This is a genomic window from Janthinobacterium sp. DSP2-3-3 (assembly GCF_049897325.1).
Taxonomy (GTDB): Bacteria; Pseudomonadota; Gammaproteobacteria; order Burkholderiales; family Burkholderiaceae_D; genus Janthinobacterium.
Map to the genome: position 1 here is coordinate 794336 of NZ_JAFCWA010000001.1, position 21410 is coordinate 815745.

A 21410-nucleotide genomic window follows, 5' to 3' on the forward strand; every position below is an offset into this window, starting at 1 on the left:
GGCAGACTTATTTGCTATTCAATACGGTCACGCCATCCCAGTCGGCAGGCGGCGGCAGGTGGCGATGGCGCTCCAGGCGTGCGGCGTACAGGCGGTACACGCCGTCGTCGGGAAAGTCCGCCTGCAAGCGTGCCAGCTGCGCGCCAGCGGCCGCCCAGTCGCGCGCGCGCAGCAGGGCCAGCACCGCATGCCAGCGTTCCAGCTGCGCCACCTCGGCGGCGGTAGCGCCGGCCAGCAGGCAGCGCGGCTCGAAGATGGCCACCGCTTCCTGCCTGCCCAGCACCCTGATCAGGTCGAGTTCGCGGTACAGGAAATCCGGGCTTGCGGCGCGCGTGGCCTCACCCACCACGATGCCCACGCCATACAGCTTGCTGGCGCCTTCCAGGCGCGCGGCCAAGTTGACGCTGTCGCCCATCACGGTATAGGCGCGGCGGATGCGCGAGCCCATGTCGCCCACATGCATGGCTCCCGTATTGATGCCGATGCCGATGCGCAGCGCCGGCCAGCCGCGCGCGGCAAACTCGCCATTCAGTTGCGCCGCGCTGCGCTGCATCAGCAAGGCGCTGGCCACGGCCCGGCTGGCGTGATCGCTAAAGGCGACGGGCGCGCCCCAGAACGCCATCACGGCGTCGCCGATGTATTTGTCCAGGGTGCCGCCATGACTGTCGCGGATATCTACCGACATGGCCGTCAGATATTCGTTGATGTATTCGCGCAGCATGGCCGGCGCCAGCTGCTCGGAAATGGCCGTGAAACCGCGCACGTCGGCAAACAACACCGTCAATTCGCGGTTCTCGCCCTCCATGGTGTAGCGGCGCGGATTGTCGGCCATCTCGGCCACCAGCTCGGGCGCCACATATTCGCCGAAGCGCGCCACCAGCGCGCGTCCCTTGCGCACCTCGAAAAAATAGCCCCACGCCAGGTTGACGATGAACAGCGCAACGATCAGCAGCAGCAGCATGGCAGCGCCCAGCACCAGGTCATGCACCGCATACAAGAACAAATTGATGGCGATGCTGGCCGCCAGCGCGCCTAGGGTAGCCAGCATCACGCCGGCCGGCGACAGCACGGCCAGGGCGCCCGCCAGCAGCAAACCAAACAACACAATCTGCACCAGTTCGAACGCCAGCGCGTAGTCGGGCCGCGCCTTGAAGCGCCCGTCGAGCATGGACTTGATCAGGTTGGCATGCACCTCCACTCCCGGATACTCGGCATTCACGGGCGTGGCGCGGATATCGTTCAAGCCCGGCGCCGTCGTACCCACCAGCACGATGGCCCCCTTCAGCAGCGCGGGGGCAACGCTGCCGGCCAGCACATCGGACGCCGACACATAGCGGAAGGCGCCGCCAGCGGGACCACCCGCGCCGCGGTACTGCACCGTGGTGCTCAAGGCTTCGCCCACCGGTATCGCCAGCACGCCGCGCGGCGTGAACAGCATGATGTGTTCGAGGCCACCGCTGGCCAGTTCGCGCGCCGACAGGGTATCGGCCATGCCCGTGAAACGGGGGGCGATGGCGCGCGCCTGCAGGTAGACGGCCACGGTGGCCAGCGACAGCGACGGATAATAGCCGTCGCCGATACGCTGCAACAGGGTCGAGGAACGCACCACGCCATCGGCATCGGTCAGCGCCGTGAAGATGCCGGCGCCTTGCGCGGCCGCCTGCAGGGGCGCGATATTGGCTTCGTAGCCGCGCGCCACGTAGGCCGTGACAGTGCGTCCATTCAAATCGGCGACGGTAAAGGCGGGCTTGGGAAGCACGCCCTTTTTTTGCTGCTCCGAGACGCTGTAGCCGAGCACCACGGGCTGGCCGCGCATGGCCTCGGCAAACAGGCCATCGTAGTCCATGGCCGGGCGCAGTTTTTCCAGCTGCGCCGGCAAGCCCACCACGCCCGCCAGTTCGCCGCGCGCCAGTCCTTGCAGCACGGCGTAGCCGGAACTGGTGTCGGCTTCGGGAAACGAGATATCGAAGCCCAGCGCGGCCACGCCGTAATGGCCGGTAAGCTGGCGCACCAGGCGCGCCTGGATGTCGCGGCTCCAGGGAAAACGGCCCACGCGGGCCAGGCTTTGCTCGTCGATGTCGACGATGACGATGCGGCGGTCCAGCTGCGGCGTCTCGGCGCGCATGCGCCAGTCGCCCAGCATGGCGTCAAGGCGCGCGATGTTGTCGTTGCCGGCCAGGCACAGGATGGCGGCCGCCAGCGTCAGCAGTATGCCCAGCAACCAGCGCGCCCCATGCTTGCGCAAGGCCAGTGACAGCTTCAAGGGATATAGCCGGGAATGGCCGCCTCGTCGACGGCATCGATCTGGCTCGGGTGCAAATGCTTTTCAGCGAAAGTCAGATACACCTTGCTGCGGATGAAAACGTCGAACAGCTCCGGGTCGATATGCCCGTTCAGGCTGAAGTTGCCCAGGATGCGCAGGGATTCGGACAGCGACTTGCCCTTTTTGTAGGGCCGGTCGCGCGCCGTCAGGGCTTCGAAAATGTCGGCAATCGCCATCAGCCGCGCCGGCACGGACATCTGCTCCTTGGTGAGTCCGCGCGGATAGCCCTTGCCATCCATGCGCTCGTGGTGGCCACCCGCATATTCGGGCACTTTCTGCAGGTGCTTGGGCCACGGCAGCGCTTCGAGCATGCGGATCGAGACGCTGATATGGTTGTTGACGATGGCCCGCTCGGCCGCCGTCAGTGTGCCGGAGCGGATGGTCAGGTTTTCCGTCTCGTCGGCGTCCAGAAAATCGCGCAGTTCGCCGTCCGCCGCGCGCCAGCGGCGCCTGGCGATCCGCCGCACTCTTTCCTGGTCAGCCTGCGCCATGCTCTCGCCGCCGATGTTCACCGTGCGGATGAAGTCGCGCTCTTCGCGCAGGGCCGCCAGCTCCTGCACCAGCGCGCGGGCAATCGCATCCTTGCGTTCCGGCTGCGCCGCCTGCTGGCGCAAGGCGGCAATCTCCGCGTCGCGCAGCAGCACTTCGTAGCGCGTGTCGATCAAGGCGATGCGATCGAAAATGGTTTCCAGCTTGGTGGCCTTGTCGACCACGTGCACGGGCGTGGTGATCTTGCCGCAATCGTGCAGCAGGCCGGCCAGCCACAGCTGCTTGCGCTCGTTGTCGCTGAGCCGGAAATCGGCCAGCGGGCCGCTTTCGGTCGCATGTGCGGCGTCGGCCAGCAGCATCGTCAGCTCGGGCACGAACTGGCAATGCCGGCCTGTGTAGGGCGACTTTTCATCGATGCCGATATTGATCAGGGTAACCAGCGATTCGAGCAGCTCTTCCAGCTGCGAAATAAGCAATTGATTCGTCAGCGCCACGCCCGCCTGCGCGGCCAGCGCCTCGATGAAGCGCTGGTCGGTGGAGGAAAAGCCGCGCACCTGGCCAGTCTCGCCATCCTTGGCATTGACCAGCTGCAGCACGCCGATCAACTCGCCCTCGTGGTCGCTCATGGGCACCGTCAGGATCGATTGCGTGTGGTAGCCATGGTGGCGGTCAAACTCGCGCATGCCGGAAAAATTGAAGCCCTCGTCGCGGTAGACGTCAGCGATATTCACGCTACGGCGCATGTTCGCCGCATACGCGGCCACCGATGCCAGATTCGGCTGGCCCGCGCCATCGAACAGGGGCACGCCCGGCAAGCCCATGTCGGCCCCCTGCGCGATGCCCAGGCTGTCGTTGACACTGATATCGAACGCCAGCTGGCGGCCCTCGGACATGGGCCGGTACAGGGTGGCGCCATCGGCGCCGCTCATGCTTTTTGCCAGCAGCACGATGCGCTGCAACAGCGCGTCAATATCGTGCCCCTCGCCGCCCAGGCCATGGCCAAGCGCGACACTGAGTTCGGTCAATTGCTCCAGTCTGTGGGCGATTTTCTCAGGGTGCAACTGAGGCATGTTGGTAGCAATCAGGTAATGGGCAAGCAAAAAAAGGGGAAGTCGGCAAGCGCCAGTGTAACGGCCACCCTGCGCACTGTACATTACTTAGCTACAACAAAATGAAATAACTTGCCGTATTGCAACACGCATAAATGTTGCCGCCAATCTCATTAATTAGAATAGAATTAACAATAATTACACCGTAACAAGGTACTGAATGAAATTCACGTTCAGGGGCGTGCGTGGCTCCATCCCCTCTCCCGGCCCGCGCACGGCGCGCTATGGCGGCAATACCACGTGCATCGAAGTACGTACCGACAACGATAGCCTGATCATTCTCGATGCGGGCAGCGGCATCTTCTCGCTGGCGCAGCATCTGCCGCCAGGCGAGCCCGTCGACGCGCACGTCTTCATCACGCACAGTCACTGGGACCACATCCATGGCCTGCCCATGTTTTCGCCCCTGTTCGTGGCCGGCAACCGCATGCGCCTGCACGGCGCCCACGATGCAGCCGCCGGACGCGGCATCGAGCACGTGATGGCGGTGCAGCTGCAAAACAGCTATTTTCCTGTCAGCGAAGCGGCCATGGCGGCCTGCATCGAGTACCGCACGCTGCTGCCCGGCGAAGCCGTCGAGGTGGGTGGAGCGCGCGTGCGCGGCGCGGAAATGAATCACCCTGTCGTCAACCTGGGCTACCGCATCGACTGCGGCGGCGCCTCGCTGTTTTTCAGCGGCGACCATGAACCGTTCTACAACCTGCATCCGCCTTGCCATGTGGACCATGCGGCCTGCACTGCGCGCAATGCGCAGCGCCAGGCCGGCATCGACGCCATGGTCGCCGGCGTCGATGCACTGATCATGGATTGCTCGTACACGCGCGAGGAATACCCGGGCAAGCAGGGCTGGGGCCACGGCACCTTCGACGCCGCCTTCGACCTGGCCCTGCGCTGCGGCGCGCGGCGCCTGTACTGCACCCACCACGAGCCGACCCGCAGCGACGAGCAACTCGAAGCCGTGTTTGCCGACGTGATGGGCCGTTACGCGGGCAGTCTGGCTGGCTTGCAGGTGTTCCTCGCCTACGAGGGACTGACGGTAGAACTGGCCGGCACATAAAAAAAAAGGAACCTTGCGGTTCCTTTTTTATACATGCGCCCAGTTGGCCCAAGGCCACCTTACATGATGTGGTGGCCAATCCACCAGGCAACCGCCGCCACGAAAGCGGAGGCAGGAATCGTGAAGATCCAGGCCCAGACGATGTTGCCGGCCACGCCCCAGCGCACGGCCGACATTTTTTGTGCCGAGCCGACGCCGACGATGGCGCCCGTAATGGTGTGCGTGGTCGAGACGGGAATGCCCAGCGCCGTCGAGACGAACAGAGTGATCGCGCCACCCGTTTCAGCGCAGAAGCCGCCTACGGGTTTCAACTTGGTGATCTTCTGGCCCATGGTCTTGACGATGCGCCAGCCGCCGAACAGCGTACCGAAGCTGATGGCCGTGTAGCACGAGATAATGACCCACAGCGGCGGCATGGCATCGGCTGCGTTCGAGTAGCCGGCGGCGATCAGCAGCATCCAGATGATGCCGATGGTCTTTTGCGCATCGTTGCCACCGTGGCCCAGACTATAGGCCGCGGCCGATACCAGTTGCAAACGGCGGAACCACTTGTCGACCTTGCGCGGCGTTGAACGCACAAAAATCCACGACACCAGCAACATCATGATCGAGCCAAACACAAAGCCCAGTACCGGTGCGATCACGATGAAGGCCACCGTTTTCCACAGCCCGGCCGCGACCAGCGCGCCGGTGCCCGACTTGGCGACGGCGGCGCCCACCAGGCCGCCGATCAGGGCGTGCGAGGACGACGAAGGAATGCCGTAGTACCAGGTAAACAAATTCCAGAAGATGGCGCCCATCAGCGCGCCGAAGATCACGTACTGGTCAATCACTGCCGGGTCTATCGTGCCCTTGCCCACCGTGGCGGCCACGGTCAGTTGGTGGAACACGAAAATGGCAACGAAGTTGAACGTGGCGGCCATGGCAACCGCAGCCTGCGGTTTCAATACGCCCGTCGAGACCACCGTGGCGATCGCGTTGGCGGCATCGTGGAAGCCGTTCATGAAGTCAAACAGCAGCGCAAGGACGATCAACAGGCCTAGCACGTAGATGCTGATTTGTATGGTCATTATAGTTTCTTTTCTGATTCTGGTTCAGGACAGGCCCAACGCTTACGCGTTTTCGACGATGATGCCTTCGATAATATTGGACACATCTTCGCAACGGTCGGTCACGGTTTCCAGAATTTCGTAGATCGCTTTCATCTTGATCAGGTTGCGCACGTCCGGTTCGTCGCGGAACAGTTTGGACATGGCGGCGCGCATCACGTGGTCGGCGTCCGATTCCAGGCGGTCGATCTCTTCGCAGATGGCGACGATCTTGCGTGAGTTGTCCATGTTGTGCAGCATGGCGACGGCGTCGCGCACTTTTTCGGTACAGGCCAGCACCAGTTCGGCCAGGCGCTTGGCTTCCGGCGTGACGGCTTTCAGGTCGTACAGCGAGACGGTTTGCGCCGCATCTTCCAGCAGGTCGAGGATGTCATCCTGGCGCGTGATCAGCTGATGGATGTCGTCGCGGTCGATCGGCGTGATGAAGGTCTTGTGCAGCATTTCCACGGTGGCGTAGGTGACTTTGTCCGCCTGTTTCTCGATGCTTTCGATCGCATGCACGCGGTTTTCCAGGTCGTCGAAATTGGTCATCAGGCCGAGCATTTCTTTAGCGCCTTTGACGCACAGTTCCGCGTGCTGGTTAAACAATTCAAAAAACTTGCCCTCAGTGGGCATCAAGCGTCCAAACATGTCATTCTCCGTTAAGCATTGAGTCGTGTTATTTACTACAGAAAGCCGCCCCGTATGAGGGGGCGGCCAATGGAAGTTCAGTGCTGCTGAGTCTTAATCGCCTTGGTAAAGCGCCAGGCCACCACTGTAATTGCCAAATTTGGTGTACTGCCCCATGAAGGTGAGGCGAATGCTGCCGATCGGACCGTTACGCTGTTTGCCGATGATGATTTCGGCCGTCCCCTTGTCTGGCGAGTCGGGGTTATACACCTCGTCACGGTAAATGAACAGGATCACGTCGGCATCCTGCTCAATAGCGCCCGATTCGCGCAAGTCCGACATCACGGGACGCTTGTTCGGGCGTTGCTCCAGCGAGCGGTTCAGCTGTGACAGCGCGATCACGGGACAACCGAGTTCTTTCGCCAGCCCTTTCAAGCCCCGCGAAATCTCGGAAATCTCCGTGGCGCGGTTATCGCCTGGGGAATTGGCCGACATCAGCTGCAAGTAATCGACGATGATCAGGCCCAGCTTGCCACACTGACGCGACAAACGGCGCGAGCGGGCGCGCAATTCGATCGAGTTGAGCGCCGGCGTTTCATCGATGTACAACTGCGCGTCGTTCATCTTCTGGATCGCATTCGTCAGGCGTGGCCAGTCCTCATCGTTCAGGCGGCCCGTGCGCAGGCGGTGCTGGTCGAGCTGCCCGACGGAGCCGAGCATACGCATGGCCAGCTGGGCGCCGCCCATCTCCATCGAGAACACGGCCACGGGCAAGCCGCTGTCGATGGCCACGTTTTCGCCGATGTTAACGGAAAACGCCGTCTTGCCCATCGAAGGACGGCCCGCCACGATCACCAGGTCGCCCGGCTGCAGACCGGAGGTCATGCGGTCCAGGTCAATGAAACCGGTGGGCACGCCCGTGATTTCACTCTGGTTGTCGCGGCTGTACAGCTCGTCAATACGCTCGACTACCTGCGTCAGCAGGGGCTGGATGGCGGTCCAGCCTTGGGCACCGCGCGCGCCTTCTTCGGCGATGGCGAAAATCTTCGACTCGGCCTCGTCAAGCATCTGCTTGACTTCCTTGCCTTGCGGGCTGAAGGCCGTGCCGGAGATATCGTCGGCGACGGTGATGAGTTTGCGCAGCACGCCGCGGTCGCGCACGATCTCGGCGTAGCGCCGGATGTTCGCGGCCGATGGCGTGTTTTGCGCCATGGCGTTCAGGTAAGCGAGTCCGCCCACATCATCGGCCTTGCCGAGCTGGGTCAGGGTTTCAAAAACAGTAATGACATCGGCTGGCCTGGAGCCGTTAATCATCTTGACGATTTGCTCGAAGATGATCCGATGGTCATAGCGATAGAAATCCTCCGCATGCATGAAGTCGGCGATGCGGTCATACGCGGCATTGTCGCGCAGCAGACCACCGATAACGGATTGTTCTGCTTCGATCGAGTGCGGCGGAATACGGAGGGAATCCAGTTGCGGATCAGAGGGGGCGTTCATGGCGCGAATTATACCCGCTTCGGCGTGCTGGCAAAAATAAAGGGCTGAAATTGAGTGAAAAAAAAGGCCAAAAAAAAGCCGGGCGAACCCGGCTTTTCATTGTGCTTGACAGTACGGTAGCGCTTGCAGGCCAGGCCCGCAGACGATTACGCGTTCGCGTCTGGAACGACAGCGATCACAACTTCCACGACCACGTCGGTGTGCAGAGCAACCGAAACGTTGTGCTCGCCAACGATCTTCAGCGGGCCGGTAGGCATGCGGATTTGTGCTTTTTCAACAGCAAAACCTTGCTTGGTCAGCGCTTCAGCGATGTCGAAGTTGGTGACGGAACCGAACAGACGGCCATCAACACCAGCTTTTTGAGCAACTTGAACGGTCAGGCCGCTCAGTTTTTCGCCCTGGGCTTGCGATGCGGCCAGTTTGGCGGCAGCAGCTTTTTCCAGTTCGGCGCGCTTGACTTCGAATTCAGCCACAGCGGTTGCCGTAGCACGACGTGCCAGGCGTTGCGGGATCAGGAAGTTACGTGCGTAACCGTCTTTGACTTTGACGACTTCGCCGAGGTTGCCGACGTTAACAACTTTTTCTAACAGAATGATTTGCATAGTTCTTCTCCAGGAATATCTGACCGATTAAGCGTGGTGCAGATCGGTGTATGGCAGCAGCGCGAGGAAGCGAGCGCGCTTGATTGCGGTGTCAACTTGGCGCTGGTAGTGCGCTTTGGTACCGGTCAGGCGTGCTGGCATGATCTTGCCGTTTTCTTGGACGAAGTCTTTCAGCGTGTCGACGTCTTTGTAGTCGACTTGCTCAACGTGAGCTGCGGTGAAGCGGCAGAACTTCTTGCGTTTGAACAACGGATTTTGCTGTTTGCGTTTTTCTTTAAGCTTGAGCTTATTTTTGTCGAACTTTTTACCGAATGCCATATCAGGCTCCTGTATCTAAAATGCGCTAGTCAAAGTGACTGCACTAAAATCAATGATGTGAAACACCAAACTCTTGCTGTTGCGGCTCTTCCTGGCCAGGAAACCCGTGAACTGATAGACCCCGCCCAAGCTTGCCTGGCTGAACCGGCCTGAAATTTCGCCAGCGGCTAGCGCGGCAACATCAAACTCGGTCAATCGGGCAATCCCTGCTTCCATCTGCTGCGAACTGTGCTGCAATACTGCATTCACAATCGGCAGCCCTGCCGGGGTATAGCGCAATATTTCGCGCTCGGCAATGATGGCGGTGACTTGTAGCTGGTTCAGCGCACGATCCTGGTCAAGAATTAAGCTGCTGCGGCTACTGGAGCGGCTGCTGGTGCTTCGGTGCGGTGGCTTTTGGCCGCGTCTTCGCGTTGTACCGATTTCATCATCGGCGAAGGAGCTGTTTCAGCTTTCTTCATTTTAACGGTCAGGTGACGCAACACGGCATCATTGAATTTGAATGCTGTTTCCAACTCGACCAGGGTCTCGTTGTCGCATTCGATGTTCAGGCAGATGTAGTGTGCTTTAGGCAGCTTTTGGATCGAGTAAGCCATTTGACGGCGGCCCCAATCTTCCACGCGGTGAACCGAACCGCCGCGGGTGGTTACGCTGGCTTTGTAGCGTTCGATCATCGCGGGCACTTGCTCGCTTTGGTCCGGATGGACGATAAAGACTATTTCATAATGACGCATGCAAACTCCTTCAGGTCGGATTAATAATCGCCCACCCCGGCGTCAAGACGGGTGTGGGAAGGTCAGCCGAAGATTATAACCGCCTTTTGCAAACGTTTCAATCATTCTTCAACAAGCGGCCCATGCCCGGGGCCGGCCAGACGCTTTTTCCTGTGCATTCCAGTATTTCACACGAAATTCGCGCAAATAACAGAAATCCCCTTGCATCTCGGGCGATACTGTACAAAAATACAGTCTGTTCATATAGACAGCATTTTAGTATGCACCCACCGCTCATGATCAAGCTGACAGCACGACAAGAACAAATCCTGAACCTGATCAAGGACGCGATTGAAAATACGGGTTTCCCTCCTACCCGTGCTGAAATCGCCAATGAATTGGGTTTCAAATCGGCCAATGCGGCCGAAGAGCATTTGCAAGCCCTGGCCCGCAAGGGCGCCATCGAGATTTCGCCTGGTACCTCGCGCGGCATCCGCCTGATCGGTACGGCGGCGAGTGCGTCCGCCGACATGCTGCCCTCGAAGGTGCCGGCAGCACTGCTGTTGTCGCTGCCGCTGATCGGCCGCGTGGCTGCCGGCTCGCCCATCCTGGCACAGGAAAACCTGGAAGCGAGCTACAACGTGGACCCGGCCCTGTTTTCGGCCAAGCCCGACTTCCTGCTGAAGGTGCGCGGCTGGTCCATGCGCGACGCCGGCATCATGGATGGCGATTTATTGGCCGTCAAGAAAGTCGACAGCGCCAAGAATGGCCAGATCGTCGTCGCCCGCATCGGCGACGAAGTCACCGTCAAGCGCTACAAGAAAACGGGTTCCGTCATCGAACTGCTGCCGGAAAACCCCGACTTCAAGGTCATTACCGTGTCGCCGGAAGATGAATTCGCACTGGAAGGTTTAGCGGTAGGACTGATGCGCAGCTGGCATTAAACGCACAAGCTAAAAAGGGCCGCAACAGCATGACTGTGGCGGCCCTTTTTTATTACCCAGGTGTTTTATGCGTCCAGGGCACTACGGAAATCCTCGAGCAAATCCGCCTCATCCTCGATACCCACCGACACGCGGATCAGCGACTCGGCAATGCCCATGCTGGCGCGCCGCTCTGCGCCCATCTCGTAAAAGATCGTGTGGGCGACGGGAATGACCAGGGTGCGCGTGTCGCCGAGGTTGCTCGCTGGAATGGCCAGGTTCAGGCGGTTCAGGAAATCGAAGCAGTCAATGCCGTCTGTCAGCTCAAAGCTGAACAGGGAACCATAGCTGCGAAACAAGTCCGTCGCCAGCGCGTGCTGCGGGTGCGACGCCAAGCCCGGGTAATGCACGGCAGCCACGCGCGGGTCGGCGGCCAGCATGGTGGCCAGCGCCAGGGCGTTCGAGCAGGTGCGGTCCATGCGCAAGGCCATGGTCTCCGCGCCGACGGCGATATGGTGCGCCGCTTCCGGTCCCAGCGAAGCGCCGAAGTCGCGCAAGGCCTTGGCACGGATTTGCGCGATGCCCCACTGCGCGGGCGCCGCCTTCTTGTAGTTTTCAAAGATATTCGGGTACCGCGTCCAGTCGAACACGCCCGTGTCCGTCAAGCTGCCTCCCAACGCATTGCCGTGGCCGCCGATGGATTTCGTCAACGCATTGACCACCAGCCCCGCGCCCACCGCTTTCGGGCGGAACAGGTACGGCGTCGTCATCGTATTGTCGACGATATACAAGATGCCACGTTCCTTGCACAGCGCGCCAATCTTCGCCAGGTCGGCGATCTGCGTGCGCGGATTGGCGATGGTTTCCACGAACACGATGCGCGTGGCCGGCGTGATGGCGGCGGCCACGTTGGCCACATCGGTGGCATCGACAAACGACACGCCGATGCCCTGCCCCGTCACCGTTTGCCACAGGCTGTTGGTATTGCCAAACAAAAAGGCCGACGACACCACATGGTCGCCCGCGCGCAGCAAGGATTGCACCACGGCGCCGATGGCGCCCATGCCGGTGGCGAAGCACAAGGTCGCCACGCCGTCTTCCATCTTGTTGACCTTGTCTTCCAGCGCCGAAACCGTCGGGTTGCCCTGGCGGCCATAGCGAAAACCCGGCTCCTTGCCCTGGAATACGGAAGCGAGCTGGCGCGCATCGCCATAGCCAAAAGCGACGGAATTGTGCACGGGCTTGTGCAGGGAGCCATGCTCGATGCCCTTGCGGCGGTCGTTATGCAGGATGGTGGTGGTAAAGCCGTAGTTTTTTTTATCGTTCATGATCGCAAAGAAAAAAAAGCCCGGCATCGGCCGGGCAGCTTACTTATGCTTCCGTTGTCGCCAGGTTCAGGTTCAGCTGGGAACGCGGCGTATCTTCGGGCGCTGCCGCCTTCGGATGGTGGCGCGCATATTCCAGGCGGTCCAGGTATTCCTGCGACACGTCGCCCGTCACGTACACGCCATCGAAGCACGAGGCCTCGAAGTTCGTCAGTGCCGGATTGACGTCGGCAATCGCCTGCTTGAGCGCGCCGATATCCTGGTACACCAGGTAATCGGCCGTGATTTCGCGGCACACTTCTTCCGTCGTGCGGCCGTAAGCGATCAGTTCGTCGCGCGTCGGCATGTCGATGCCATACACGTTCGGGTAGATAACCGGTGGCGCGGCCGAGGCGAAGATGACTTTCTTCGCACCCGCTTCGCGCGCCATCTGCACGATTTCACGGCTGGTGGTGCCGCGCACGATGGAATCGTCGACCAGCAGTACCACTTTATCCTTGAATTCGGATGGAATCGCGTTGAGCTTCTGGCGCACGGATTTCTTGCGCGCCGCCTGGCCAGGCATGATGAAGGTACGGCCGATGTAGCGGTTCTTGATGAAACCTTCGCGGTATTCCAGGTTCAGCGCCAGGGCCAGCTGGATGGCGGCCGGACGCGAGGAATCGGGAATCGGCATGACCACGTCGATATGCACGCCAGGCAATTCGGCACGGATCTTTTCAGCCAGGTATTCACCCATTTTCAGGCGCGTGGCGTACACCGAGGCGCCGTCGATGACGGAGTCGGGACGGGCCAGGTAGACGAATTCGAACACGCAGGGATTCAGGCTGGCATTGTCGGCGCACTGGGCGCTGTGCAATTTCTTGTCGGCATCGATGAAGACGGCTTCGCCGGGACCGATATCGCGCACGAAGCGGAAACCCATGCCTTCCAGGGCCACGGATTCGGAGGCGATCAGGTACTCAGGACCCTGCTCCGTTTCATTGATGCCCAGGCACAGCGGACGGATGCCGTGCGGGTCGCGGAAGGCCAGCAAGCCCACGCCGGCGATTTGCGCGACGGCAGCGTAGCCGCCCTTGACGCGGCGGTTCAGCACAGTGATAGCCTTGAAGATGGCTTCCGGGTCCAGGTTCAGGCCCGTCGTCGCTTCCTGGATTTCATGCGCCAGCACGTTGAGCAGCACTTCCGAATCGGAATCGGTATTGATGTGGCGGCGGTCGTTCTTGAACATTTCCTGTTTCAACTGTTCCCAGTTGGTCAGGTTGCCATTGTGCGCCAGGGTGATACCAAACGGTGCATTCACATAAAACGGCTGTGCTTCCTCTTCGCTCGACGAACCGGCCGTCGGGTAGCGGCAATGGCCGATGCCCGTCGTGCCTTGCAGCGAACGCATGTTGCGCGTACGGAAGACGTCACGCACCAGGCCATTGGCTTTGTGCATGGAAAACATACTGCTGTGATTGGTCGCAATCCCTGCCGCGTCCTGACCGCGATGTTGCAGGAGCAACAATGCATCATAGAGCAATTGATTGACAGGTTGATGGGAAACGACGCCGACGATGCCACACATGGTGTGCTCCTAAACTGTGCTACTGATTTTAAAAAAATTCAAAATTTCACATGCTGCGCGTAAGCGGCAGGCAGATAAGGCTTGATGGCACGCGCACCCTGCTCCGCGAACGGGCTGAGCAGCGCATTTTTCCAGAATGGCTGCTGCGGTATGGAAGTCATGCCACACAAGATGACGGCGGTCAGCACGATCACAAGGCCCCGCGCCACGCCGAACAGGCTGCCCAGGGTGCGATCGGCCAGGCTCAGGCCCGTCACCTTGACCAGTGCGTCGACCGTCATGGACAGCAATCCCATCAAAATGCGCACGCCGATGAACAGCACCACGAAGGCCAGCAACAGGCGAACGGCTTCGCCTGGCACGGCTTCCGGCAGGAATTTCGCCAGGGTGGCGCCATACGCGTTGGCAATGACGAAGGCCACGATCCAACTGACCAATGACAGTATTTCCTTGACCAGGCCACGCATCATGCTGATCAGCACGGACGTCACCAGCACAAACAGCACTAGGTAATCGAAGATCGTCACGCGCGTTCAGCCTTGCAACATCACGCCGGCACCAGGCTGCCGCCCAGACCCAGCTTTTGCAGCTTGGCGCGGGTCTTTTCGGCATCTTCGCGGTTGCCGAACGGCCCCACGCGCACGCGGATACGCTCACCCGCCGGGCTGGAGACTTTCTGCGTATAGGATTTGATGCCCGCTTCGCGCAGCTTGTCCTGCAATTCATCGACCTTGTCCTGCGTCGCCAGGGCTGCCACCTGCACCACGAACTTGCCGTTGCCCGCGTCGTGTGCCTTGTCTTGTGCTTTCTCTTGCGGCTTGTCGAGTGGCTTGCCTTCCAGAATCGCCATGGCGCGCGCCGCATCGTCGGCAGATTGCGCCGGTTTGGCAGGCTTGGGCTCAGGCTTGACTTCCGGCTTTACCTCATGCTTCGGTTCAGGCTTGGGCTCGTGTTTCGGCTCGGGTTTGGACTCAGGCTTGGTGTCATGCTTCGGCTCGGGTTTTGGCTCCACCTTGACAGGCTTGGACTCCGGCTTGGGCTCGGGTTTCGCTTCCACATAGGCCGGCTTGGCAGGCGCAGGCTGGACGGCCGCCAACACGGGGGCCGGCACCGGTGCCGGTGCGGGCCTGGCCGCTGGCGGCAGGGGCGCGTCGATGATTTCCTCGGACTGGTCCAGGCCATTTGCTGCGGCCTGGGCAGGGGGAGCCGGCACGGGCGCCGGTGTAGGCGTCGCCTTTTCCTTCGATGGAATGTCGATGGCGATATCGTTGAAAGGCGCCTTCGGCTCGGAATCGAGCAGCATCGGCAAGCCCACCGCCACGCCCAGGGCCAGGGCGATGGCCCCGACCAGACGGCGACGGGCGCGCTTTTTTTCAGGCAAGACCGGATCCGGCGCTTCCTTGCCGCCACGGCGCGATCCGCCGCCACCGGAGGTGTTGGCGGCGCGCTTGCGGGTCGGCGACTGTGCTTCGCCAGGGACATAAAAGCCGCTGTCTTCGCCAGAGGATTCTTGCTTGTTTTTAAACAGTTTCGAGAACAAGCCCATGCGTGATTTTCAGTCGAGTGCGTTTCAGTGAAGTGAGGATTTTCGGGCCTTCATCACGCCGGCAACGGTGAGGAAAGAACCAAAGACCACAATTCTATCATTCTCACCGGCCCGGCTCATTGCATTTGCAAAAGCTTCTGCCGGATCAGCGAAAATAGACACAGTATGTTCGCTGCTGTCGGGCTTATCTTCGAGCATGATCTGCACCTTGGCAGCCAGCTCGGAAGCCGTCGCCGCGCGCGGCGAAGGCAAGCCCGTCAGGCACCAGTGGTCGACGTGTTCGCTCATCGCGGCGAGCACGCCATCGATATCCTTGTCCTGCATGGAGCCGAACACCGCATAGGTGTACGGGTGATAGCCCATATTGCCCAGGTTCTGGTTCAGCGCCGCGGCCGCGTGCGGATTGTGCGCCACGTCGAGGATCACGCTGGGGCGGCCAGGCAAGACCTGGAAGCGGCCCGGCAGTTCCACCGTCACCAGGCCCGTGCGCACGTCCTGCGCGCCCACGGGCAGTGTCAGCTTCAGCACTTCCAGCGCCGCCAGCACGGCGGTCGCATTGAGGATCTGGTTGGCACCGCGCAAGCTTGGATACGCGAGCGAATTGCGGCGCTGCTCGCGCCCGCCATAGTTCCACTGCTGCTTGTCGCCCGAATAGTTGAAATCGCGGCCCATCAACCACAGGTCGGCGCCGATGGTCTCGGCATGGTCGATCAAGGACTGCGGCGGCACGGGGTCGCTGCAGATGGCCGCCTTGCCTGGACGGAAGATGCCCGCCTTTTCAAAACCGATCGCTTCGCGCGTGTCGCCCAGGTAATCCGTATGGTCGATATCGATGCTGGTGACAATGGCCACGTCCGCATCGATCACGTTGACGGCATCGAGGCGTCCGCCCAGGCCCACTTCCAGGATGGCCACGTCCAGCTTGGCTTGCGACAACAGGTGCAAAATCGCCAGCGTGGTGAATTCGAAATACGTCAGCGGCGTGTCGCCGCGCACGGCCTCGACCGCGTTGAAGCTGGCGACGAGCTGTTCGTCGCTGGCCATCTCTCCCAGCACGCGCGCACGCTCATTGAAATCGAGGAAATGCGGCTTGATGTACAGTCCCACTTTGTAGCCGGCGCGCAACAGTACCGATTCCAGCATGGCGCAGGTGGACCCCTTGCCATTCGTGCCCGCCACCATGATCACGGGGCAAGTGAAAGCCAGTTGCATGCGCGCCTTGACGGCTTGCACGCGGTCCAGGCCCATGTTGATCTGGGTTTCCGAATGGCGGGTTTCCAGCATGGCGAGCCATTCCGGCAAGGTGGTGGGGAGGATTTGCATGGGAGACTTCTTGATGAGGAGACAGTGCGCGAGGCGCGCAAACGATGTGGCGTGGCAACCGGGCGGGTCCGCAGGACACCGCCCGGCCTGTTACTCTGGCGTTAAGCCAGGACTTCGACAGCCTGGTTTTGCAACAAGGCCAGCAAGCGGGCGATTTCTTCGCGCATCTTGCGACGGTCGACAATCATGTCGACGGCGCCCTTGGTGACGAGGAACTCGGCGCGCTGGAAACCTTCCGGCAGCTTTTCGCGCACGGTGTTTTCAATCACGCGCGGGCCGGCAAAGCCGATCAGCGCTTTCGGCTCGGCGATCACCACGTCGCCCATGAAGGCGAACGAGGCGGACACGCCGCCCATGGTCGGGTCGGTCAGCACGCTGATGAATGGCAATTTCTTTTCCGACAGCTTGGTCAGCATGGCCGTGGTTTTCGCCATCTGCATCAAAGAGAGCAAGCCTTCCTGCATGCGCGCGCCACCGGTAGCGGTGATGCAAATGAACGGCACTTTCTGTTCCAGCGCGGTCTGCGCGCCGCGCACGAAGCGCTCGCCCACGACGGAGCCCATGGAGCCGCCCATGAATTCGAATTCGAAGCACGCCACCACCACTGGCAGGCTCATGATGGCGCCGCCCAAGACAACCATCGCATCCGTCTCGCCCGTCGCTTCCATGGCGGACTTCAGGCGGTCCGGGTATTTCTTGCTGTCCTTGAACTTCAAGGTATCGACGGGCAGGATTTCCTGGCCGATTTCATAGCGGCCGCCCGCGTCGAGCAAGCTGTCGAGACGTTCACGCGCGCGGATGCGCATGTGATGGTCGCATTTCGGACACACGTGCAAATTCGATTCCAGGTCCGTACGATACAGCACGGCTTCGCACGATGGGCACTTGACCCACAGGCCTTCCGGCATGGTCTTGCGCGCGGCAGCATCAGAACGCTGTATGCGCGGTGGCAGCAGTTTTTCCAACCAACTCATATTTTCTCCTTGGGCCCTTGTAGGGGTAGCGTCGGTGGACGCCCCCGGCAGACGGTCAACGGCGACGCCTTGCAAGGCGCCACCAAAAATTTTATCTATTGCACAATGACAGGCATTCAGTGGCCGAAGTGTAGCCGTTTATCGCCGGGCTGTCGAACTTTGCCGCCAACGCAACTTGCTTAAGAGGCAAGTTTACTCAGGCGTCCAGTGCGGCGCGGATGCCTGCCGTAAAGTTGCGCACGGCGTCCACGGCGCCTCCTGGCGGCGCATTTTCTATCTCCTGGATGATGCGGCTGCCGATCACAACGGCATCGGCCACCTTGGCCACGGCCTTGGCCGTGGCGCCATCGCGGATGCCGAAGCCAACGCCGATCGGTAATTTTACATGCTGGCGGATGGCCGCGAGGCGCTCTGCCACCTGTTCCGTATCAATGTTGCCTGCACCCGTGACACCCTTGAGCGACACATAATAGCTGAAGCCACCGCCAACCTTGGCCACTTGCGCGATGCGCTCTTCGGTCGAGGTAGGCGCCAGCAGGAAGATCAGGTCGAGGCCGGCCGCACGCATGGCGGCCGCGAACTCCTCGCACTCTTCCGGCGGATAGTCGACGATGATGGCGCCATCGGCGCCGGCCGCTTGCGCTGCATCAATAAACGCGGCGCTGCCGATGCGCTCGATGGGGTTGGCATAGCCCATCAGTACCACGGGCGTCGTCTGGTTCGTTTCGCGGAACTGGCGCACATAAGCGAACACATCGTGGATGCCGACATTGAATTTCAAGGCGCGTTCGCAGGCGCGCTGGATGACGGGACCTTCGGCCATGGGATCGGAAAACGGCACGCCCAGCTCCAGCACGTCGGCGCCGCCCTCAACGAGCGCGTGCATCAAGGGCACGGTGGCGTCAGGGCCGGGATCGCCGGCGGTAATGAAGGTGACCAAGCCGGTCTTGTTGTGGGATTTTAAGTTGGCGAAGGTGGCGGCGATACGGGACATGGGGAGCTTTCTTTATCTGTGAGGAATGTCGGATGACGCGCTGGCGCGCCAATCCGACCTGTTTGACATGGGGTTTATCAGTTGCTTAACTGAAATTCAATCCCATGCGTTCCGCCACGGTATGCATGTCCTTGTCGCCACGGCCCGACAGGTTGGCCAGCACGATCTGGTCTTTCGGCAAGGTGGCCGCCAGCTTGGCCGCGTAAGCCAGCGCGTGCGACGATTCCAGGGCCGGGATGATGCCTTCGATATGGCAGCAGTCATGGAAAGCCTGCAATGCCTCGTCATCCGTGATCGACACATATTGCGCGCGGCCCGAATCTTTCAACCAGGCATGTTCCGGGCCCACGCCCGGGTAGTCCAGGCCGGCCGAGACGGAATGCGTCTCGATGATCTGGCCATTCTCATCCTGCAGCAGATAGGTACGGTTGCCGTGCAGCACGCCAGGGAAACCCGCCGTCAAGGACGCCGAGTGCTTGCCCGTATCCAATCCCTCACCGGCCGCTTCCACGCCGATCAGTTTCACCTCTTTCTGGTCGATGTACGGGTAAAAAATGCCCATGGCGTTCGAGCCGCCGCCGATACAGGCGACCACGTAGTCGGGTTGACGGCCCGTCATTTCCGGCATTTGCACCAGGCATTCCTCGCCGATCACGGACTGGAAGTCGCGTACCATCATCGGATACGGATGGGGGCCGGCCACGGTGCCGATGATGTAAAAGGTGTTTTCGATGTTGGTGACCCAGTCGCGCATGGCTTCGTTCAGCGCATCCTTGAGGGTCTTGGAACCAGATTCGACGGGCACGACGGTCGCGCCCAGCAATTTCATGCGGTACACATTCTGCGCCTGGCGCTTGACATCTTCGCTGCCCATGTAGACCACGCATTCGAGGCCGAAGCGGGCACAGATGGTGGCCGTAGCCACCCCATGCTGGCCGGCGCCCGTCTCGGCGATGATGCGCGGTTTGCCCATGCGCTTGGCCATCAGGGCCTGGCCGATCACGTTGTTGATCTTGTGCGCGCCCGTGTGGTTCAAGTCTTCGCGCTTGAAATAGATTTGCGCGCCGCCGGCCATTTCGGACCAGCGCTTGGCGTGGTAAATGGGCGATGGACGGCCAACGAAATGTTTCAGCTCGTAGCGGAATTCTTCCAGGAATTCCGGGTCGGCGCTGTAGCGCGCATAGGCGTCTTTCAGCTCGGCCAGCGCGTGCGTGAGCGTTTCGGCAACAAATGCGCCGCCATACGGGCCGAAGTGGCCGCGCGGGTCGGGAAACGGGTAATCGGTGGCGTGGAACAATGCGGCGGCTGCGCCGGGCGCGGCGCTGTGGTCATGCGTGTGGTCATTCATGGTGGTTTCCTCTGGCAATGATGGCATCGGCATCCTGCACCGCGGCGATGAACGCGCGGACTCGGGATGCGTCCTTGATACCCTTGGACGCTTCGACACCACTGCTGATGTCGACGGCGTAAGGGCGCACGCGCAGCACTGCGTCAGTCGCGTTTTGTACGCTCAAGCCACCACTTAAAACGACCCGAGGCGCGAGTTCTTTTGGAATGAGGGACCAATCAAATACCTTTCCTGCACCGCCGTAGGCATCCACATAGGTATCGAGCAAGAGGCTGGAGAACAAGGGACTGGCGGCGCGATAGCGCTGTTCGTATTCTAGCAAATCTTCGCAGCGGGTGTCAGGTTTCACCCTGAACACTTGCGTAAACGGCGTATGCACGGCGCCAGCCAGCGCGGCACTGTGTTCCGGCGTCTCGTCGCCATGAAATTGCAGCAGCGACAAGGGCGCCACGGCCTTGGTGGCCCGCACCTCTTCCAGCGTGGCGTTGACGAACAGGCCCACCGTCGTCACGTACGGCGGCATGGCGGCGATCAGGTCGGCCGCCTGCCGGGGCGTCACGTAACGGGGACTTTTCGGATAAAACACGAAGCCGATGGCGTCGGCGCCTGCCGCCACGACCGCCTGGATGTCTTCGACGCGGGTCAGGCCGCAGATCTTGATACGTGTGCGAGGCATGCTATTCCTTGATGTTATTGCTTGATGTTATTGCTTGATGCAAAACGTCAGAACCAGGGCAAAGCGCTGCTGCTGTCTTGCGGTAACGCCCATTTCGGATCGTAATCGATCTGCGCCAGGTACAGGCCGTCCGGCATGAAAGTGGGCGCCGCCGCGTGCCGGTCTTTGCTTTCAAGCAAGTGCCCGAGCCAGTCCGGCTTTTCGCGTCCCGTGCCAATATACACGAGCGAACCGACCAGGTTGCGCACCATGTGGTGCAGGAAGGCATTCGCCGTAATGGTGAAGATGACGCAATCGCCGCGCCGCTCGATGCGGATATCATGCATCAGCTTGACGGGCGACTTGGCCTGGCATTGCGCGGCGCGGAAGGCCGTGAAATCGTGCCAGCCCAAGAGCGGTTGCACGGCCTGGCGCATCAGTTCCACGTCCAGCGGACGGAAAAAGAAGCCGGCGCGCCCCTCCACCAGCGGCGAGCGGGTGGCGTTGTTATACAATACATAATGATAAGTGCGCGCGCGGGCGCTAAAGCGGGCGTGGAAGAAATCGTTGACGGTGGGGTCGCCGGCCAGCTCTTTGGCCCAGCGCACGGCGATGGATTTCGGCAGGAAGGCGTTGACGCCGCGCACCCAGGAGTGCACGTCGCGGTTCAGTTCCGTATCGAAGTGCACGACTTGCTCGAGCGCATGCACGCCCGTATCCGTGCGGCCGGCGCAGGTCGTGGCCAGGCGCACGCGGGCAAACTGCTCCAGCGCGTTTTCCAGCTGGTCCTGCACCGTCTGCCCATCTTCCTGTTTCTGGTATCCATGCCAGGCCGTGCCGTCATACTGCAGACCGAGGACGATACGCTTGAATGGCGTTGCTGTCGTAATATTTTGCATCGGAGCATTATACCGGCGCAGCAG

Annotated in this window: 21 protein-coding genes; 2 read left to right on the forward strand and 19 right to left on the reverse strand. The window is 61.0% G+C overall.

All coding sequences use genetic code 11. The annotated features are described in order from the left end of the window. Window positions 1-7: 7 nt before the first annotated feature. Window positions 8-2263, reverse strand: coding sequence for a CHASE2 domain-containing protein (locus ACP7DE_RS03785; protein WP_426070805.1), 2256 nt, complete (start codon window positions 2261-2263; stop codon window positions 8-10). Then, window positions 2260-3882 carry a GAF and HD-GYP domain-containing protein gene (locus ACP7DE_RS03790; protein ID WP_426070806.1) on the reverse strand — a complete coding sequence of 541 codons (1623 nt, stop codon included), beginning with the start codon at window positions 3880-3882 and terminating at the stop codon, window positions 2260-2262. Before ACP7DE_RS03790 ends, ACP7DE_RS03785 begins: the two co-directional genes overlap by 4 nt. 199 nt (window positions 3883-4081) lie before the next feature. Here ACP7DE_RS03790 and ACP7DE_RS03795 point away from each other — a divergent pair, with 199 nt between their 5' ends. Then, a complete protein-coding gene (locus tag ACP7DE_RS03795; protein WP_426070807.1) occupies window positions 4082-4978 on the forward strand; it encodes an MBL fold metallo-hydrolase in 897 nt (298 codons plus the stop codon). Window positions 4979-5037: 59 nt separating this feature from the next. On the opposite strand, the gene ACP7DE_RS03800 is transcribed toward ACP7DE_RS03795, so the two are convergent. The 7 genes from ACP7DE_RS03800 to rpsF all read right to left on the reverse strand — a co-directional run bounded on the left by ACP7DE_RS03800 (window position 5038) and on the right by rpsF (window position 9850). Next, window positions 5038-6051 carry an anion permease gene (locus tag ACP7DE_RS03800; protein WP_426070875.1) on the reverse strand — a complete coding sequence of 338 codons (1014 nt, stop codon included), beginning with the start codon at window positions 6049-6051 and terminating at the stop codon, window positions 5038-5040. Between the two features lie 39 nt (window positions 6052-6090). Further along, window positions 6091-6717: a DUF47 domain-containing protein gene (locus tag ACP7DE_RS03805; RefSeq protein WP_353660537.1), complete on the reverse strand. Its 627-nt coding sequence runs from the start codon at window positions 6715-6717 to the stop codon at window positions 6091-6093. 93 nt (window positions 6718-6810) lie between these two features. Further along, complete coding sequence (locus ACP7DE_RS03810) at window positions 6811-8196, reverse strand: replicative DNA helicase (protein ID WP_071076107.1); 1386 nt, start codon at window positions 8194-8196, stop codon at window positions 6811-6813. Window positions 8197-8342: 146 nt separating this feature from the next. After that, entirely contained in the window at window positions 8343-8798 is a 456-nt protein-coding gene (gene rplI, locus ACP7DE_RS03815; protein ID WP_034783456.1) for a 50S ribosomal protein L9, read from the reverse strand. 27 nt (window positions 8799-8825) lie between these two features. Beyond that, window positions 8826-9116: a 30S ribosomal protein S18 gene (rpsR, locus tag ACP7DE_RS03820; RefSeq protein WP_010400024.1), complete on the reverse strand. Its 291-nt coding sequence runs from the start codon at window positions 9114-9116 to the stop codon at window positions 8826-8828. Window positions 9117-9131: 15 nt separating this feature from the next. After that, entirely contained in the window at window positions 9132-9440 is a 309-nt protein-coding gene (priB, locus tag ACP7DE_RS03825; RefSeq protein ID WP_102121956.1) for a primosomal replication protein N, read from the reverse strand. Window positions 9441-9460: 20 nt separating this feature from the next. Next, window positions 9461-9850 carry a 30S ribosomal protein S6 gene (rpsF, locus tag ACP7DE_RS03830; RefSeq protein ID WP_116745195.1) on the reverse strand — a complete coding sequence of 130 codons (390 nt, stop codon included), beginning with the start codon at window positions 9848-9850 and terminating at the stop codon, window positions 9461-9463. Between the two features lie 275 nt (window positions 9851-10125). Between rpsF and lexA the strand changes: the two genes are divergently transcribed. Then, window positions 10126-10773: a transcriptional repressor LexA gene (lexA, locus tag ACP7DE_RS03835; RefSeq protein ID WP_426070876.1), complete on the forward strand. Its 648-nt coding sequence runs from the start codon at window positions 10126-10128 to the stop codon at window positions 10771-10773. Window positions 10774-10838: 65 nt separating this feature from the next. Here the strand turns inward: lexA and ACP7DE_RS03840 are convergent, their stop codons facing one another. The 10 genes from ACP7DE_RS03840 to truA form a co-directional block, all read right to left on the reverse strand. Beyond that, on the reverse strand, window positions 10839-12080 hold the full coding sequence (locus ACP7DE_RS03840; RefSeq protein WP_426070808.1) for a cystathionine gamma-synthase family protein: 1242 nt from the start codon (window positions 12078-12080) through the stop codon (window positions 10839-10841). A gap of 43 nt (window positions 12081-12123) precedes the next feature. Beyond that, complete coding sequence (gene purF / locus ACP7DE_RS03845; protein ID WP_426070809.1) at window positions 12124-13647, reverse strand: amidophosphoribosyltransferase; 1524 nt, start codon at window positions 13645-13647, stop codon at window positions 12124-12126. 38 nt (window positions 13648-13685) lie between these two features. After that, window positions 13686-14174, reverse strand: a complete 489-nt coding sequence (locus ACP7DE_RS03850) for a CvpA family protein (protein WP_219133819.1) — start codon at window positions 14172-14174, stop codon at window positions 13686-13688. Window positions 14175-14194: 20 nt separating this feature from the next. Then, on the reverse strand, window positions 14195-15193 hold the full coding sequence (locus tag ACP7DE_RS03855) for an SPOR domain-containing protein (protein ID WP_426070810.1): 999 nt from the start codon (window positions 15191-15193) through the stop codon (window positions 14195-14197). A gap of 24 nt (window positions 15194-15217) precedes the next feature. After that, window positions 15218-16516, reverse strand: coding sequence for a bifunctional tetrahydrofolate synthase/dihydrofolate synthase (gene folC / locus ACP7DE_RS03860; RefSeq protein WP_426070811.1), 1299 nt, complete (start codon window positions 16514-16516; stop codon window positions 15218-15220). A 101-nt stretch (window positions 16517-16617) separates the two neighbouring features. Beyond that, a complete protein-coding gene (gene accD, locus ACP7DE_RS03865) occupies window positions 16618-17490 on the reverse strand; it encodes an acetyl-CoA carboxylase, carboxyltransferase subunit beta (RefSeq protein ID WP_426070812.1) in 873 nt (290 codons plus the stop codon). Window positions 17491-17686: 196 nt separating this feature from the next. Further along, on the reverse strand, window positions 17687-18484 hold the full coding sequence (trpA, locus tag ACP7DE_RS03870; RefSeq protein ID WP_426070813.1) for a tryptophan synthase subunit alpha: 798 nt from the start codon (window positions 18482-18484) through the stop codon (window positions 17687-17689). Window positions 18485-18569: 85 nt separating this feature from the next. After that, window positions 18570-19832 carry a tryptophan synthase subunit beta gene (gene trpB / locus ACP7DE_RS03875; RefSeq protein ID WP_426070814.1) on the reverse strand — a complete coding sequence of 421 codons (1263 nt, stop codon included), beginning with the start codon at window positions 19830-19832 and terminating at the stop codon, window positions 18570-18572. Next, a complete protein-coding gene (locus ACP7DE_RS03880; protein ID WP_426070815.1) occupies window positions 19825-20508 on the reverse strand; it encodes a phosphoribosylanthranilate isomerase in 684 nt (227 codons plus the stop codon). Before ACP7DE_RS03880 ends, trpB begins: the two co-directional genes overlap by 8 nt. A 47-nt stretch (window positions 20509-20555) precedes the next feature. Next, window positions 20556-21386 carry a tRNA pseudouridine(38-40) synthase TruA gene (truA, locus tag ACP7DE_RS03885; RefSeq protein WP_426070816.1) on the reverse strand — a complete coding sequence of 277 codons (831 nt, stop codon included), beginning with the start codon at window positions 21384-21386 and terminating at the stop codon, window positions 20556-20558. Between the last annotated feature and the right edge of the window lie 24 nt (window positions 21387-21410).